We start from the raw sequence: 15,878 nt of genomic DNA, 5'->3' as shown, positions 1-15,878 counted from the left end.
CCCGCCGCCGGCGCGACCACGCCCCCGCCAGCCATGCCAGCCGCCGCCTGCTTGCCCGAACACGCCGCGATGGGCCATTGCACCCCGGCCGCGTCTGACGGTCCCGCCGCCCCGGCGGGCACGGACCAGCCCGCGGGCACCGCACCGCCCCCCGCGCCGCCGACCACGCTCGCGGCGGCACGCTTCTACGATCCCGCGACGATGGCGACGGCCAATCGGATGATGCGCGACGAGCATGGCGGCATGCGCTTCAGCCAGATCCTCTTCAACCTCGCCGAGGTGCAGGTGCGCAACGGTCGCGACGGCTATCGCTGGGACGGCGCGGGCTGGTTCGGCGGCGACATCCACCGCCTTGTCGTCAAGACCGAGGGCGAGGGTGGCTTCGGCGACCGGGTCGAGGCCGCCGAAGTGCAGGCGCTCTATTCGCGCGCGCTCGACCCGTACTGGAACCTGCAGGCGGGCGTCCGCCAGGATCTCGGCGCAGGCGCCAGACGGACCTATGCCGCGCTTGGGGTCGAGGGTCTGGCGCCCTATTGGTTCGACGTCGAGGGCACGCTGTTCCTGTCCGACAAGGGCGACGTGCTGGCGCGTGCGGAGGCCTGGTACGACCAGCGCATCACCCAGCGTGCGATCCTCCAGCCGCGTGTCGAGCTGAACCTCGCCGCGCAGGACATGCCCGGCAGCCGAATCGGCGCGGGGCTATCGACCGCGGAGCTTGGCGTGCGGCTGCGCTACGAGATCCGCCGCGAATTCGCGCCCTATGTCGGGCTGTCCTGGGAACGGCGCTACGGCGCCACCGCACGTTATGCGCGCAGCGACGGCGATAGGACCGGCGGGGTCTCGCTCGCGCTCGGCGTGCGTGCCTGGTTCTGACGCGCCGCCTGCCACTGTCGATAGCCCAGCAGCGCGAGCAGGATCATCGCCGCATAGAGCCCCGCGGTCAGCATCAGGCCCTTCACGACGAACATCCCGACATAGACGATGTCGACGGCGATCCACAGCAGCCAGCTCGCACTGTGCCGCCGCGCGGTCCAATATTGCGCGACCAGACTGAAGCTGCTCAGCGTCGCATCGATCCAGGGCAGCGCCGCGTCGGTATAGCGGCTCATGACGAACCCGATCACCATCGCGGCACCCGCACCGGCGCAAAGCCCCGCCAGCGCGGGGATCGGCCGTAGCGGCACGACGGCGACGTCGCCCGCATTCTGCCGCCCGCGCGTCCAGTTGCGCCACCCATAGACCAGCGCACCCGCGAACACCGCCTGCAGCATCATGTCCGCATAGAGCCGCACGTCGAGGAACAGCTTGAAGTACAGCGCACAGGCCAGCAAATTGACCGGCCAGCACCACAGCCGCCGCACCGCGGTCAGCCAGATGCCGAGGAAACTAACGGCGACCGCGGCGATCTCGAGCATCGTCACGCGCCGTGCTCCGCATCGGCGATCCGACGGAGGAACGCCTGCCCCGGTTCGGACAGGAACCACGCCGCATGGCCGATCAGATAGCCGTCCCAGGCCAGCGCCGCCGCGCTCATGTCGCCGAGCACCCCTGCGAAATACGCGACCTCCGACAAGGCGAATTCGAGATGCACCAGCGGCAGCAGCCGGACGAGCGTTGCCCGGTCCTCCGCATCGAACGCGGTCGTGGCCGCATAGCCCGCCAGCAGCGCACACGCCGCCTCGGGCTGGCCGATCGCGGCATCCGCGCCCTGCCCGAGCGCCAGCCAGGCGACACCGCTGCGTTCGATCGCGATCGCCACGTCGTGCAGCGCGCAGGTCCGGTCCGCCAGCCCGAAATCGATGACGGTCCGCACGTCCTCCGCCTCCCAGAGCAGGTTGGAGGGATGCCAGTCATTATGCGTCCACAAGGGCGGCTGCGCGGCGAGCCGTGGCTGCAACCCGTCGCCGAGCGCGCTGAACAGCGACGCGAGCTCGCGCCGCCACGGCCTCCGGGCAAGGAAGGCGGCGAGCGCCGGCCGCGCCGCGACATAGCGTTCCGCCGCCGCGATCGGGTCGGGATCGGGCAGGATGGTGAAGCTCGCGACCAGCGGTTGCGGCGGTCGCGCGGGCGCGTCGAACCCCTGCGACGCGCGGTGCAGCCGTGCCAGTGCCACGCCCGCCGCCCGCGCCTGCGCCAGCGACAGGAACGGCGTCCAGGAGGGCCGGTCGCGATACAGGTCGACGCCGGGGGCCTTGCGATGCAGTTCATAGGTCCAGTCGCCGCGGGCCAGCGCGTCGCTGTCGCTGGCGGCGAGCGTCATGACCTCGGGCACCGCAATGTGCGGGCTCAGGTGCGCGATGAACCGGTGTTCCGCGCCCAGCTGACCGGGCGTCCGCATCCGGCGGTGATGCCGCTTGAGCAGGAACATCCCCTGCCCGGTCTCGATCAACGCCGCCGCGGAGAAGGGCCGCGGCGAATGCCAGTGCACGTGCTCGAGCGGACCGGCGGCCGGAAACTGCGCGACCACCGTCGCGGCTTCCTCGGCGGTGATCGCCGGCCAGCTCGGTGCGGCCATGTCGGTGCCCATCCCGTGGACCAGATGCGCCGCCGGCGAGCCCGCGCCGATCATCGCGCCCGCACCGGTCACAGGCCGCGCGAGATGGTCGCCATGACGGCCGCACCACTCCCGACATAATAGGTCGGCGCAGATCCCGCGATCAGCGTCCCCCCGCGCCCGATCACGTCGCGCGCATTGGTCGAGACCGACTGCACCCCCGCCAGCACGCGCGGATCGGTCACGTTGATCGCGTTCAGCCGCAGGTCGGTCCGCTTGCCGTCGAGCATCGACGCCAGATGCACGCCGACCGACAGGTCGAGCGTCGCATAGCCCTTGATGCTCTCGTCGTTGACGAAGGTCGCATATTGCCGGCCGACATATTTCACCGCGACACTGCCGAACAGCCGTCCGTCGTCATAGGTCCCGCCGCCACCGACCTGGACGGTCGGGCTCGAGACCGCATGCCGGCCGCGGGTCGGCAGAAAGTCGTCGCCGACCGGCAGGTCGTCGCTGATCCGTGCGCGCAGATATTCGCCCGAGACATAGACGCTGACACCGCGCGCCGGGCGATAGTCGATCTCGGCATCGATCCCGTAGGAGCTCTGCCCCCCGGCATTCAGCGTCGAATTGACCAGCGCGCCGCCGCTGGTGATGACCGTCGCCAGCTGGCGGTTCCGGAAATCAAAATGGAACCCCGTCACCGATGCGGACAGCGATGGCCCGATATAGCGATAGCCCAGCTCCTGCGAGACCGCATATTCGTTCTTCAGCGCGGTCGTCCCCGCGCTGACCAGCGCACCGCCCGCATAGCTGTCGTAGAGCGTGAACTCGTTCGGCGTGCGGAAATTGGTGGTGATGTTGGCGAACAGCTGCTGCCGGTCGTCGATCTCGTAATGCACCGCCGCCCGCGGCAGCGCGGCGAAGCTGTCGAGGCGGACGCGGTCCTGCGGGCCGGGCAGGTAGTTGCGCCCGCTGCGCAGCACATTGACGCCCTTGAACCCGATATCGACCGCGAGACGCGGGGTCAGCGTGACATGGTCGGCCAGAAACGCCGCCTTGGTGACCGTCACGGTCCGCTGGTTCTCATAGGCGAGCAGCCGGCCGTCGGCGGTCCGGATCGCCTTTGCGCGATACCCCCAGCGATTGGCCGGTTCGCCGTCGGCACCGACCGCGGTGTACGACTGGACGACACGGTCGGTGCCGTGATCGAACCATAGCCCCGCGGTCAGCCGGTGGATGCCGCGCTCGATCGTCAGCGTGTTGACCGTGCCCACGCGGCGCTGGTCACCTGTATAGTTGCCCAGCACCGTCGCGACCCCGTCGACCGCGCCCGGCAGCGCGATCGGATCGGCGAGCGGCTCGATGCCGAGGAAATTGCCGGTCGTGCCGAGCTGCGTTCCATAGGGCGAATTGCCGTAGCCGAACTGCAGATAGCTGGTGCTGTCGAGCGTCACCCCCGCGCCCAGCGCCAGATGCACCGGCGCCGACGCATAGAGGTTGCGGAACGGCGCGCGGTAGAGCCGCCAGTAATTGGTGTTGCCCGCGCTGTACCGCGCATCGAAGTTGAAATCGCGCCCCTGCGCGCGCCATTCGGCGAGCGTCGGGCTGCGATAGGTCGACGAGTTCGCATCGTTGAACGACAGCGCCAGGCTCGCGCGGTTGCCGTTCCCCCATTCGCCGAGCAGCTTGGCATCGACATGCTGGCGCGTGTCATGGCCGGCACCGCGCCAGTTGTTCGCGCGCGTGTTCGAATAGGAAACGAACGCCCGCAACCCCGTCTGGCCGATCCGTCCGGTATCGAGCCGGACGAAGCCGCGCCGCGCCGCATAGGATCCGATCGACAGGTCGACGAGCCCGCGCGGCGCCGCACTCGGATCGTCGAGCCAGAGCGACAGCGACCCGCCCGCGCCCCCCAGCGTCGGCGACGCGATATCGACCGCGCCCTGCGCCAGCGCGATGCGCTGCAGATTCTCGGTATCGGCGAACTGCGAGGGATAGGCGTAGTAATAGCCGATGTCGTTCTGCGGCGCGCCCTCCATCGTCACACCGATCTCGTCCTGGCCCAGCCCGCGCAACGTCAGGCTCGAACTGGTCGACAGGCCGTAGGGATCGCTCGACGCGACGGTCGCGCCCGGCAGCAGGTTGACAAGCTGGAACGCGTTGAGCGTCGGCGCCTGCTTGGTGATGAACGCCGCGGCGATCGCGCTCTCGGATTTGGGCACCGTCTGGTCGGGGAGCAGCCCTTCCGGATCGAGAAGGCCGACGACGCGGATATCGACCGGGTCGGCGCCGTCCCGCGAATCCGCCTGTGTCTGCGCGCCGGCGGGGGCGAAGGCCACCACAGCAGCAAGTGCCACTGCCAGCGCACTGCATGCAACACGGGGCGGCCGGCCCGTCATCAGGTCAAATCGAAGGATCATCACGGTCTTGCGTCCACTCCACACGGAGGGACGACGGACGCGCCGCCAGCCCTCCCTACGCCGGTATCAACCGGATCAGGTTCAGCGGGTCATGGGCTGCAGCCCACCTCTCAGCCGCGCGTCAGCGGCCCCCCGGGGAGCGCGCCGTCTAGGCGGTTCGGTCCTCCGGCGATAGCGTTATTGCCCGTTTGCCCGTCCGCAGCGCCTTCCCGGCACACGCGCGGCAGAATTATATGACAATCCACCCCGCCCAGACGCTTGCAGTGGGTGACAGCCGCACCGGTTTGCGCCACACAGGCTTTATGGAGCGTGTGCTGACCGACGTCGTTGCCCTGGAGAATCGGGATCTGGGACGGAACCTTACGCATGGCATGCTCGACCTGCTCGGCAAGGCCATCGTGACCGGCCAATATACGGATCGGCCCTTCCCCACCGAGGCGGAGATCGCGGTGGCGCATGGCGTCAGCCGATCGGTGACCCGTGAGGCGGTCAAGATGCTGACCGCCAAGGGACTGGTCAGCGCGCGGCCGCGACAGGGCACGATCGTCCAGCCAGCGAGCAGCTGGAACCTGTTCGACACCGATGTGCTGCGCTGGCTGCTGGACCGCAAATTTTCGGTCGAGCTGCTGCAGCAGTTCAACCAGTTGCGGATCGGGATCGAGCCTGAAGCGGCGGCGCTCGCGGCGCTGTATCACACCGAGCAGGACATGGTCGCGATCGAGGCGGGGCTGGCGCGGATGGCCGCTGCGGAGCGCAGCTATGACGATCCGCTCGACGCGGACATCGCGTTCCACGTCGCCGTCCTGCGCGCGTCGCGCAACCCCTTCTACGCACAGTTCCAGTCGGTGGTCGAAACCGCGCTTCGCACCTCGATCCGCTTCACCAACCGGATCAAGGGGCGCAGCGCGAACATCGCCGACCATGCCGCGGTCGCCGTCGCGATCGCCGCGCGCGATGCCGATGGTGCGCGCGACGCGATGCGACGCCTGATCGGCGACGTTCTCAGCCTGATCGCCGAGGCCTGACACCCGAATCGTCGCGACCCGGTGTACGATCAAGGGACAGCACCGTGCGACGCCGTCACTCGACCTGATCGCGCTTTTCACTTATCGAGACGCGGTGCCCTTGGGCCCGGTGCCGCGAGTCGAGATTTGACAAGCGCCGGAATAGCTCGAAGGACGAAATGCGACCGCGCATCATGCGGGTAGCAATTGAAAACATGACGGGAAACAATGCGAAGGGCTCGAGACGAGCGAACTGCACGGATCGGCAAGGTCGCGCTCGCGGCGGCCATGACTGGCGGTTTGGTGAGCGGTGCGCAGGCACAGACGGTCAACGTCAACACACCCGTCAGCGTGCCCGTCGCGGGCAATGTCGACCGGTTTCGTGTCGTGCCGGTGATCACCAGCGTCTATGACAGCAACGTGCTGCGTCTCAACGACGCGCGCGGGAGCGGGCCGCGCGACAATATCCGCGTTTCGCCGGCGCTGGCGGTCGACCTGAACCGCATCTTCGGACGCACCCGCGTCACCGCCGGCGGCACGGTCGGCTATGATTTCAACACCCGGTTCAGCGGCCTCGATCGCGAGCGGATCAACCTGACCTCGAGCGTGACGACCCCGGTCGGCGCGCCCTGCAGCGTGACCGGCAGCGCGGCGCTCGAACGCGCGCAGTTCGATCTCGGTGACACCAACACCGTGGTGACCGAGAGCTTCCTGCGCCAGGTCTATGACGTCGGCGCGAGTTGCCGCGCCGCGGCGGGCTTCTTTCCCGCGGTGGGCGTCAACCGCGTGTCGCTCACCAACAGCAGCCGCAAGGTTCTGGACACGAACCAGTCCGCGCTGCGCGCGGGGATCGGCTATGGGCGGCCCAGCCTTGGTACGCTGCAGCTTATTGGCTCGGTTGCGAAGATCGCGCGCCCGGGTATCGAGGATCTGACCGGGATCGACGATTCGACGATGATCACCGACGTCCAGCTGGTCTTCGAACGTTCGGTCGCGCCGCGCGTCAGCTTCCGACTTGGCGGCGGCATCACGCATGCCGACCCCAAGCGCGCGGCCGTGCCGTCCTTCAGCGGCCCTTCATTCGACGCACAGGTGACGATACGCCCGGTGCCCCGGTTCACGATCGTCGGCTCCGGCCGCCGTGCGGTGCAGAATCAGAGCTCGTTTGGCGCGACCTATATCATCGCCAACAGCTATAATCTCAACGTGTCCTATCTGCTCTCGGCGCGCAGCACCGCCACGCTGTTCGCCCAGCGCGCGCGACGCGACCCGCGCGGCGAGGATCTGGCGCTCACGCTTCAGCCACCACGCGGCAAGGACAGGCTGAACGTCGTCGGCGGAAGCTATGCATTCGATTTTCACCGGTCGCTACGGCTCAGCCTGAACGTCGCTCACCAGCGCCGCACGGCTGACAATGCGATTTACGACTATACGGCCACATCCGCATCGGCGGGTGTCACGGCCCGTTTCTAAGGGGATGATGATGAAGATCCGCATGGCGCATTCGCTTGTTCTGCCGTTGCTCATGGCCGCTGCGGCCGCCGGGGCGCAGGTACCAACCGCGCCCCCCACGCCTGCGTCGACCGGTGCCGTGCCCAACGACGGGTATCGGCTGGCCCCCAATGACGAGGTCGAGGTGACGATTTTCGGCCAGGGTCCGGGTCAGGTGGTCAAGACGCGCGTCAAAAACGACGGCACGATCACCCTGCCGTTCCTCGGCGCGGTCCAGGTGCGCAACCAGACCGCGCGGGAACTGGCCGCGGACATCGCCGCCCGGCTGCGAAGCGGCGGCTATTTCGTCAAGCCCGTCGTCAATGTCGAGGTCACGCAGTTCGTCAGCAGTTCGGTGACCGTGTTCGGCGAGGTCGGAACTCCCGGCATCTATCCGCTCGATCTGCAGCTGACCGTCGGCATGACGCTCGCCCGCGCGGGCGGCACGCGTGGGACAAGCGCGGACTTCGCGATCTTGAAGCGCGACGGCGACCCGGTCGAACACCGCATCCTCCTCTCGGACCTCAGCGGCGAATGGAGCGCGGCGACGCTGCTCGAGGCGAAGGACACGCTCTTCGTTCCGGTCGCGCCTGTGGTCTATATCTACGGTCAGGTGAATTCGCCCGGATCCTTCCCCTTGAAGACCGGGATGACGGTTCGCCAGGCACTGGCTCGCGCCGGTGGTCCGACGCTTGCCGGATCGACGCGGAACGTCACGATCTTCCGCGATGGTGAGAAGTTGAAGAAGGTCGATCTCGACGGCGAACTGAAGGCCGAGGACTCGGTCTTCATCAATGAAAAATGGCTCTGAATCAGTGATCGGATTCCGGTGGCCGGGATGTCTCGTTTCATGCGGTGCCCTGCGCGTTCGTCGTCGCCAGGTCCGTTTCGCAACAGCCTGACGTCTGCGGCCACGGCCTGAGAAGAGGGCGCGCCGGCAACGGGGCGCCTTTTTTCATGCCCTACTGCCCCGCCACGTCCGTCGCCGCCGGCGCCGGCGCACCCCGCTACCCGGGCCAGCCGTCGCGATTCCCCCGGCGTTGGTCGAGTGACGCTTGCACGGGTCACCGGCTTGGGTGATGGGCGTGCCGATGCGACATAACGGCCTGTTCATCGCGCTGGGGGGCGCTGCGCTGGTCGCGACGGCTGGCGTTGCGGTCATGATTGCGCCCGCGCGAACCGGTCTGCCGATCACGCTCGATCCCGCCGCCGATGCCCCCTCCGCGACTGGGCCGCGCAAGCCTGCGCATCCGCGCTATACCGGCGTCAACATCGCGACGGGCGGCTTTGCCTCCAAGCGCATTCCCGGGCGCTACGGCTTCGACTATTTCTACCCCAGGCCACAGGAGACCGCGCCCTTCGTCGCCGCGGGCATGAACGCGATCCGCGTGCCCGTTCTCTGGGAACGGCTGCAACCGCGGCCCAATGCCCCGATCGACGCCGCGGAACTCGCACGGCTCGACGAATCGATCGCGGGGCTCGGCGGGTTCGGCCTGATCATCCTCGACGTGCACAATTACGCCAAATACCGGGGACAACGGCTCGACCAGATCGACCCGCGCGGCGCCATGCTCGCCGACCTCTGGACCCGCCTCGCCCGCCATTATGCCGGGGATCAGCGCATCGCGTTCGGCGTGATGAACGAACCCAATGGCCTCTCCGCCACGGCGTGGCGACCGATTGCGGAGGCGTCGTTACAGGCGATCCGCGCGACGGGCGCGCGCAATCTGGTGCTCGTCCCGGGAACGAACTGGTCGGGTGCTCATTCCTGGACGAAAGGCAGCGACTCGAACGGCGAGGCGTTGAGAACGCTCGTCGACCCGGCGAACAACATGGCGTTCGAGATGCACCAATATCCGGATGCCGACTCCTCGGGAACGCATCCGGAATGCGTGTCGCCAAAGGCCGCCGCACAGGCATTCGACTCGGCCACCGCCTGGCTGCGCGCCAACAAGGCACGGGGATTTCTCGGCGAATTCGGCGCGAGCAGCGACCCGAACTGCCTCGCCGCGCTCGATGCGGTGCTCGGCACACTTGACGCGGGCTCGGACGTCTGGCTCGGTTGGACCTATTGGGCAGGCGGCGCCCTGTGGGGGCCGTATATGTACAGCGTGCAACCCGACAAGACCGGGGACAAACCGCAAATGTCTATCCTGATACGGCACAAATCTTAATGATCACAGGGTATAGTGGCCTGGTGGAGCCGTACGGCAATCCTATTGTGCGTTGCAGCAACGTCGCGTACCCGCTCCCCGGATCGGCAAGGCAGATACAAGAATTATGTTGAAGTCATGGATTGCATCGCTGACGCGCTGGCTGGACGGCCGCGGATGGGCCGAGCCCCCCGTGATCGAGCTGACGCATCGCTACACCCCGCCCGCCGCGCCGGTCGTCGACCTGCCCGCGGATCCCGTCCCGGCAAGCACCGCGACGCGGCTGATCGGCGACCGGCGCCGGATCGCTGACACGTTCGATGCCGCACGCCCGGTGCGGACCCGCGGCGAGCTGTTCGGACGCGCGGTCGAGCTCGACCATCTGCTCGCCGCGACGCTCGACTTTCATCAGCATGCGGTGATCCACGGTGCGCGCGGCTCGGGCAAGACGTCGCTGGTGCGCGTGCTCGGTGAGCATGCGGATGAATCGGGCGCCGTCGTGCTCTATTTCGCGTGCGAACCGCATGCGACCTTTGCCGACATCATCCGGCTCTATCTCGACGCGCTCCCGCCCGCAGCCTTCGCGCCCGGCGGACAGCGTGCCTTTGCGCAGAAGCTCGAACAGATGCCGGAGAATTTCGGCCCGCGGGCGTTCGTCGATCTGGTGGCAGACCGCGTCACCGCGCCGACGATCCTGATCTTCGACGAGTTCGACCGGATCGAGGATGCGAGCGTGAAGAGCGACGTCGCGGCGGCGATGAAGCTGCTGTCCGACGCGCTCGTGCCGGTGCTGTTCGTGCTGGTGGGAATCGCGCGGACCGTGTCCGACGTCGTCGCTGGCCACCCGTCGCTGCGCCGGCACATGCGGATCGTGTCGCTGGGCCGGATCGGCGCCGACAGCGTCGACGCGCTGATCGCACGTGGCGAGGCCAATACCGGCGTCCGGTTCGATACCGATGCGCGCGCGATGATCGCCGATGCCGCCTGTGGCTCGCCCTATCACCTGCGTATGCTGGCCGGGCATTCGTCGCTCGCCGCTGTCAGCAGCGACGCGGATATCGTCACCAAGGCGCATACCCGCACCGGCTTCGTCGATGCGTTCAGCCACTGGGCGCAGATGAACGAGCCCGATGCACGGCTGTTCGCTAAGGTCGTGCTCGGCTGCACGATCGAACAGCGCGATGCGCTCGAGGCTTTGGCCCGCGCCGCCGCGACGATGGACGTCGTTTTGCTTGATACCGATCGATATGATCGTGCCATTTCGATGCTAGACCCCGCATTGGTCCGCGAACGGGGCAATGACGGCGAACACGATGGCGTGTATTTCCGTGACAGTACCGCGCCGCAGATGCTGATCGCGCTGTTGATGACGACCCCTGTTTCCACCACGGCGGCCCGGCTTGGCGCACCGCAGGAGAGCAACCTTGCTAATACCCGCTGATCTGATCGCGTCGCTCAAGGCGCGCTGGCGTATCGAGCTGGCGATCATTCTGCTGATCGTCGTGCTGGTCGCACTCTGGACGGCCGTCACGCCCAAGACCTATGTCGCGCAGTCCTCATTGCTGTTCGACGGTGGCCCGGCCCAGTCGGTTACCGACGAGGCGGCGCCGCAGGATGGCGTGGCCGCGCTCGTCGCGACCCAGGCCGACGTCCTGCAGAGTGAGGCGATCGCCGCCGCGGTCGTCCGCGACCTGAAGCTTGCCGCCAACCCGCAGATTGCTGACCAGTGGCGTGCGCGCACCGGTGGCACCGGCGACGTCAACGCCTGGTATGGTCGTCAGCTGCTCGGCGGGCTCGAGGTCATACCGGGCCGGACCTCGCGCGTGCTCGCGATCCGCTTCAAATCGGCCGATCCGCAATTCTCGGCCCAGGTCGCCAATGGCTTTGCCACCAGCTACCTAGATGCGCGCCTACAACTGCAGACCGATCCCGCCCGCACCTATTCGCGCTGGTTCGAGGATCGCACGCGCGAGGTCCGCACCGCGCTCGAGCAGGCGCAGGGCCGGCTGACCGCGTTCCAGCGTCGCACCGGGATCGTCGACACGACGACCAACAACACCGACGCCGCCCGCCTGACCGAATTGTCCGGCCAGCTGACCGCAGCCGAAGCGGCGGCGGCGGATGCCGGCGCGCGGGCTGGCGGCGGCAGCACCGGGCTCGACGTGCAGTCGGCCGGTGTCGTCCAGGGTCTGCGCACGCAGATCTCCGCCAAGACGGCCGAAGTCGCACAGCTCAGCGCGGATCTTGGTCCGAACCACCCGCAGCGTCAGGCCGCCGAGGCGGAACTGTCGGCACTGCGTCGCCGGCTCGCGGTCGAGACCGGGACGAGCACCAATGCGGTGCGCGTCGCCAGCGGTGCGGCGAGCAGCAAGGAAAGCCAGATGCGCGCCCTGCTGAACCAGCAGCGCGGCAAGATGCTGTCGCTGGCGGGCGACCGCGCCGAGCTCGACGTGCTCCAGCGCGACGTCGATTCGGCGCGTGCGGCCTATGACACCGTGACCCAGCGTCTCGGCACGATGCGGCTGCAGAGCGAAGCGCCGTCGACCAACGTCGTCCAGCTCGACGTCGCGCAGCCGCCGATGTTCCCCTCCTCGCCCAACGTACCGATGCGGTTGGCGCTCGGCCTCGTGCTGGGCGGAATGCTGGCAGCGGGGACGGCGCTGGCGCTCGAACTGTGGCGGCCGCGGGTGCGGACGTCGAGTGGCGCAGCGACCGCCATGGGTGTGCCCGTGCTGGGCTCGGTATCGTTTTCGCAGTCGCGCGTCGCGTCGCTGCTGGGTGGAAGGCAGACGTCATGAGGCTTCGTTCGAGCGAAACGGCAAATGTCGTTCGTCCCGCGGTCGCGCCGGGCGCCGAAGCGCCCAGCCAGCGGCAGCTTCTGGGCAAATTGCTGTCGCTGTCGCCCGAGGCGCATCGCCAGATCGAGCATCGCCAGGCCGAAACCGGGCTATTGTTCGGCGAGGCGGCGGTCCAGCTCGGCTTTGCGACCGAGGAGCAGGTGCGCCGCGCGATCGAGCTGCAGCAGGGCTTCACGGTTCTTCCCGAGGGCGATGAGCGCGTCGATCCGCTGGTCGTCGCAGCATTCGCGCCCGACGATCCCATCGCGGTCACCGCGCGCGACATTCGCGCGATCGTGACGCGCGACGTCCGTCCCGACGGCTCTCCGCTTCAGGGGATCGCGATGATCGGGATCGACGACGAGACGCTGCATACCACCGTGCTCACCGCCAATCTGGCGGTCGCGTGCGCCCAGGCCGGCTATTCGACGCTGCTGGTCGATGGCGGCATCGGCGCACCGCGTCAGCACGGGCTGTTCCGCCTGCCAAACCGCACCGGTCTGTCGACGCTGCTGTCCTCGGGCGGCCGCGTCGAGGCGATCGCCCAGACGACCGCGATCCCTGGCCTGTCGCTGCTGTCGGCGGGTCCGAGCGTCCCCAACGCGTCGGAGCTCTTCGATCGCCAGCGGCTTGCCAACACGCTCGATCCGCTGCGCGATCATTATGGGCTGGTCATCTTCGATGCCGGCCCCGCCAGCGCGACGCAGCTCGAGGCGTGTTTCGGACTCGACGCGGCGATCATCGTTGCGCGCCGCAACCGGTCGGACGCGCGCGCGCTGCGCAACGCCGCGGCCGTGCTGCAGGAGCATGCCACCCCGGTGCTCGGCTCGATCCTGATCGATTGAGCATGGTGGGCATGATGGAGCTTCGGCGAATCGGCCACATCGACGTGGTCGCCACCGATGTACCGGGTGCGGTTGCACAGGTCGTTGCCGCGGTAGAAGGCGACGGTCCGGCCATCTTCGGCTTCTGCAATGCGCACAGCGTCAACCTTGCGCGGGCGGATCCCGCCTTCGTGACCGCGACGCGGGCGGGCGTGTTCTTCAACGACGGCAGCGGCGTCGATATCGCCAGCCGGCTGCTCTACGGCACACGCTTCCCGGCCAATCTCAACGGCACCGACCTGACGCCCGCGGTGCTCGCCGCACTGCCGGCGGGAACGGGCGTCTTCCTGCTCGGCAGCCCGCCAGGCGTCGCGCAAAAAGCCGCTGCGATCCTGGCAGAGCGCTTCCCGAACATCCGTATCGCGGGCAGCCATCACGGCTTTTTCAGCGCCGACGAGGCACCCGCCCTCTCGGAGCGGATCCGCGCATCGGGCGCGCGACTCGTGCTTGCGGGCATGGGACAGCCGCGGCAGGAAAAATGGGCGGCCGCCAATGCGGGCGCGGTCGGTGCGGTGATCCTGTGCATCGGCGCCTTTCTCGATTTCACTGCGGGCCAGTTCGTCCGCGCGCCGCTCTGGATGCAGCGCGCGGGCATCGAATGGACCTTCCGCCTTCTGCAGGAGCCCCGACGGATGGCGTCACGCTATCTTGTCGGGAACGCGACCTTCCTGGCCGCGACGCTCGGACAACGGATGAAGCGATGAAACAGATGATGCCTCCTCGCCTGCACCGCGCACTCTCGCGCCTGCGTAACGCGCCGCCACCGTCCTATGACGAACGCTATCCGAGCGTCGACGTGTTCGAATGGCGTCCCGCGGGCAGCGCGATCAATTTCGGCGACCGGCTGGCGACGGTCGTCGCCGAGCGTGTTCTCGCGCTGCACGGCCGCAGCCTCGACGAGGAGACGGCGCGCGACGCGACGCTGTTCACGGTCGGATCGGTGATGCATTTCGCCAAGACCGGCGACACCGTCTGGGGCTCGGGCGTCAACGGCAAGATTCCCGCCGATCGTCACGCTTTCGACGCACTCGACATCCGCGCGGTCCGCGGTCCGCTGACCGCGGCGTTCCTTTCGGAGCGCGGGCTGGACGTCCCGGCGGTCTATGGCGACCCCGCGCTGCTGCTGCCGACGCTGTTCCCCGACCGCTTCAAGCGGCATAGCGCCCAGCCGGTCCTGTTCGTCCCCAACCTCCACGACCTCACGCTCGCGCCAACGCTCGGTTTGCCGTTCGTGTCGCCGCTGCGCGGCTGGAACGCGGTCGCCGAGGAGATCGTCGGCGCCGAGCTCGTGCTCGCAAGCTCGCTGCACGGCGTGGTGATCGCCGAGGCCTTCGGCATCCCGGCAAGGCATGTCCGCCTCACCGAGACCGAGCCCCCGTTCAAATATGACGATTATGCGCGCGGGACCGGACGATCCGGCATCGACTCCGCGAACAGCGTCGCTGAAGCGCTCGAAATGGGGGGCGCACCGCCGATATCCTTCGATCCCCAGGCGCTGCTCGCGACATTCCCGCACGATCTGTGGGAGTGAGTTATGGCTGCCCCCTCATTAGGTAAACAGGTCGGACGCGGCGCGATCTGGTCGGTCGTCAACAGCGCGCTCGTCCAGGTCATCAACCTCCTGGTCTTCCTGGTGACCGCACGGTTCGTCCCGGTCGCCGATTTCGGCATCCTCGCCACCTGCCTGCTCTTCGTCGAGCTGTTCAAGCAGATCTCGGTCGAAAGCTTCGCCACCGCGATCGTCTCGCGCGGTGCGCCCGACGCCGGCGACTACAATGCCTGCTTCCTGCTGATCCAGATCGGCGCGGTGATCGGCGCGGCGCTCATGCTGCTGTCGGCGCAGTTCATCTCGGAGATCATGCACAATGAGCGGATCGAGTTCGCGCTCCGGCTGACCTCCGTCCTGCTGCTCAGTTCGGGGCTGTCGCGCACGCATGAGGCGTGGATGACGCGCCAGTTGCTGTTCAAGCCGCTCGCGATCCGCTCGATCCTCGCGCTGCTCGTCGGCGGCGGTGCGGGCCTGTTCCTCGCGATGAACGGCTGGGGCCTGACCGCGCTCGTCGTACAGCAGCTCACCACCTCGCTGCTGTCGACGATCCTGCTCTGGGTCGTCAGCGACTGGCGGCCGAGCCTGCGCGTCGAGCGCGCCAAGCTGCTCGCGACCTGGCGCTATGGCCGCCATGTCGCGATCACCGGCTTCACCAACTTCGCCAATACGCAGAGCGACACGTTTTTCTCGTCCTATTATCTCGGCGCGTCGGCGACGGGTATCTACAACGCCGCCAAGCGCATCCTGCTCGGCCTCAATCAGCTGATGGCATCCGCGCTGTCGCGCGTCGCGCTGCCGACCTTTGCCGAACTTCGCGACGACGAGGAACGGCTCCGTGGCGCGTTTCTGAACGCGGTATCCTTCACCACCGCGATCACCGCGCCGATGTTCCTGTCGCTCATCGCGGTCAGCGATCTGGTCGTGCGCGTCGCGCTCGGCGCGAAATGGATGGAGGCGGCACCGATCATCTCGATCATCGCCGGCACCGCCTATCTGACGACGATCGGCCAGTATAATCAGGCGATCATCCTGGTGAAGGACAA

14 protein-coding genes and 1 riboswitch are annotated in these 15,878 nt (G+C 67.8%); of the genes, 11 read left to right on the top strand and 3 right to left on the bottom strand.

The genetic code is table 11. The features are described 5' to 3' along the window. Positions 1-873 (top strand): copper resistance protein B (locus sphst_RS01525; protein ID WP_199848881.1); only part of this gene is annotated, 873 nt, incomplete at its 5' end. On the opposite strand, the gene pnuC is transcribed toward sphst_RS01525, so the two are convergent. From pnuC to sphst_RS01510, 3 genes are read right to left on the bottom strand one after another with little or no spacing between them, the layout of a single operon-like run. Next, positions 804-1,421, bottom strand: coding sequence for a nicotinamide riboside transporter PnuC (pnuC, locus tag sphst_RS01520; RefSeq protein WP_107045053.1), 618 nt, complete (start codon positions 1,419-1,421; stop codon positions 804-806). The genes sphst_RS01525 and pnuC overlap by 70 nt on opposite strands. Next, a complete protein-coding gene (locus sphst_RS01515; protein ID WP_442800370.1) occupies positions 1,418-2,569 on the bottom strand; it encodes a phosphotransferase enzyme family protein in 1,152 nt (383 codons plus the stop codon). Before sphst_RS01515 ends, pnuC begins: the two co-directional genes overlap by 4 nt. 14 nt (positions 2,570-2,583) lie before the next feature. Then, the gene (locus sphst_RS01510; RefSeq protein ID WP_031396037.1) at positions 2,584-4,896 is read right to left on the bottom strand and encodes a TonB-dependent receptor; all 2,313 of its coding nucleotides are present in this window, start codon (positions 4,894-4,896) and stop codon (positions 2,584-2,586) included. A gap of 70 nt (positions 4,897-4,966) precedes the next feature. Next, a riboswitch (TPP riboswitch) is annotated at positions 4,967-5,055 on the bottom strand. 164 nt (positions 5,056-5,219) lie between these two features. On the opposite strand from sphst_RS01510, the gene sphst_RS01505 reads away from it, so the two are divergent. From sphst_RS01505 to sphst_RS01460, 10 genes are all read left to right on the top strand, one after another. Beyond that, on the top strand, positions 5,220-5,942 hold the full coding sequence (locus tag sphst_RS01505; protein WP_051916620.1) for a FadR/GntR family transcriptional regulator: 723 nt from the start codon (positions 5,220-5,222) through the stop codon (positions 5,940-5,942). A 207-nt stretch (positions 5,943-6,149) separates the two neighbouring features. Continuing rightward, positions 6,150-7,394 (top strand): outer membrane beta-barrel protein, encoded by a 1,245-nt coding sequence (locus sphst_RS01500; protein WP_081877766.1) that lies wholly within the window; start codon positions 6,150-6,152, stop codon positions 7,392-7,394. Between the two features lie 10 nt (positions 7,395-7,404). After that, positions 7,405-8,223: an SLBB domain-containing protein gene (locus tag sphst_RS01495; RefSeq protein WP_159043454.1), complete on the top strand. Its 819-nt coding sequence runs from the start codon at positions 7,405-7,407 to the stop codon at positions 8,221-8,223. A 280-nt stretch (positions 8,224-8,503) separates the two neighbouring features. Then, positions 8,504-9,586: a glycoside hydrolase family 5 protein gene (locus sphst_RS01490; protein WP_234387252.1), complete on the top strand. Its 1,083-nt coding sequence runs from the start codon at positions 8,504-8,506 to the stop codon at positions 9,584-9,586. A gap of 109 nt (positions 9,587-9,695) precedes the next feature. Next, on the top strand, positions 9,696-11,006 hold the full coding sequence (locus sphst_RS01485; RefSeq protein ID WP_159043453.1) for an ATP-binding protein: 1,311 nt from the start codon (positions 9,696-9,698) through the stop codon (positions 11,004-11,006). Then, positions 10,990-12,363 (top strand): GNVR domain-containing protein, encoded by a 1,374-nt coding sequence (locus sphst_RS01480; protein WP_056407162.1) that lies wholly within the window; start codon positions 10,990-10,992, stop codon positions 12,361-12,363. Before sphst_RS01485 ends, sphst_RS01480 begins: the two co-directional genes overlap by 17 nt. Next, positions 12,360-13,247: a CpsD/CapB family tyrosine-protein kinase gene (locus sphst_RS01475; RefSeq protein ID WP_037530233.1), complete on the top strand. Its 888-nt coding sequence runs from the start codon at positions 12,360-12,362 to the stop codon at positions 13,245-13,247. Before sphst_RS01480 ends, sphst_RS01475 begins: the two co-directional genes overlap by 4 nt. An 11-nt stretch (positions 13,248-13,258) precedes the next feature. After that, positions 13,259-13,990, top strand: coding sequence for a WecB/TagA/CpsF family glycosyltransferase (locus sphst_RS01470; protein WP_159043452.1), 732 nt, complete (start codon positions 13,259-13,261; stop codon positions 13,988-13,990). Then, positions 13,987-14,817 carry a polysaccharide pyruvyl transferase family protein gene (locus sphst_RS01465; RefSeq protein WP_199848880.1) on the top strand — a complete coding sequence of 277 codons (831 nt, stop codon included), beginning with the start codon at positions 13,987-13,989 and terminating at the stop codon, positions 14,815-14,817. Before sphst_RS01470 ends, sphst_RS01465 begins: the two co-directional genes overlap by 4 nt. Before the next feature lie 3 nt (positions 14,818-14,820). Beyond that, on the top strand, positions 14,821-15,878 hold a 1,058-nt coding region (locus tag sphst_RS01460), incomplete at its 3' end, for an oligosaccharide flippase family protein (protein WP_107045052.1).

Source organism: Sphingomonas sp. STIS6.2 (assembly GCF_000732685.2).
Classification (GTDB): Bacteria; Pseudomonadota; Alphaproteobacteria; order Sphingomonadales; family Sphingomonadaceae; genus Sphingomonas; species Sphingomonas aerolata.
The sequence above is the reverse complement of the archived record's forward strand: the minus strand, read 5'-3'. Positions and strand labels throughout refer to the sequence as shown.

Excerpts from the sequence above, each read along its gene's own strand:
- sphst_RS01515 (WP_442800370.1), bottom strand. The coding sequence starts at position 2,569 with ATGATCGGCGCGGGCTCGCCGGCGGCGCATCTGGTCCACGGGATGGGC.
- sphst_RS01510 (WP_031396037.1), bottom strand. The coding sequence starts at position 4,896 with ATGACGGGCCGGCCGCCCCGTGTTGCATGCAGTGCGCTGGCAGTGGCA.
- sphst_RS01505 (WP_051916620.1), top strand. The coding sequence starts at position 5,220 with ATGGAGCGTGTGCTGACCGACGTCGTTGCCCTGGAGAATCGGGATCTG.
- sphst_RS01500 (WP_081877766.1), top strand. The coding sequence starts at position 6,150 with ATGCGAAGGGCTCGAGACGAGCGAACTGCACGGATCGGCAAGGTCGCG.
- sphst_RS01495 (WP_159043454.1), top strand. The coding sequence starts at position 7,405 with ATGAAGATCCGCATGGCGCATTCGCTTGTTCTGCCGTTGCTCATGGCC.
- sphst_RS01490 (WP_234387252.1), top strand. The coding sequence starts at position 8,504 with ATGCGACATAACGGCCTGTTCATCGCGCTGGGGGGCGCTGCGCTGGTC.
- sphst_RS01475 (WP_037530233.1), top strand. The coding sequence starts at position 12,360 with ATGAGGCTTCGTTCGAGCGAAACGGCAAATGTCGTTCGTCCCGCGGTC.
- sphst_RS01470 (WP_159043452.1), top strand. The coding sequence starts at position 13,259 with ATGATGGAGCTTCGGCGAATCGGCCACATCGACGTGGTCGCCACCGAT.
- sphst_RS01465 (WP_199848880.1), top strand. The coding sequence starts at position 13,987 with ATGAAACAGATGATGCCTCCTCGCCTGCACCGCGCACTCTCGCGCCTG.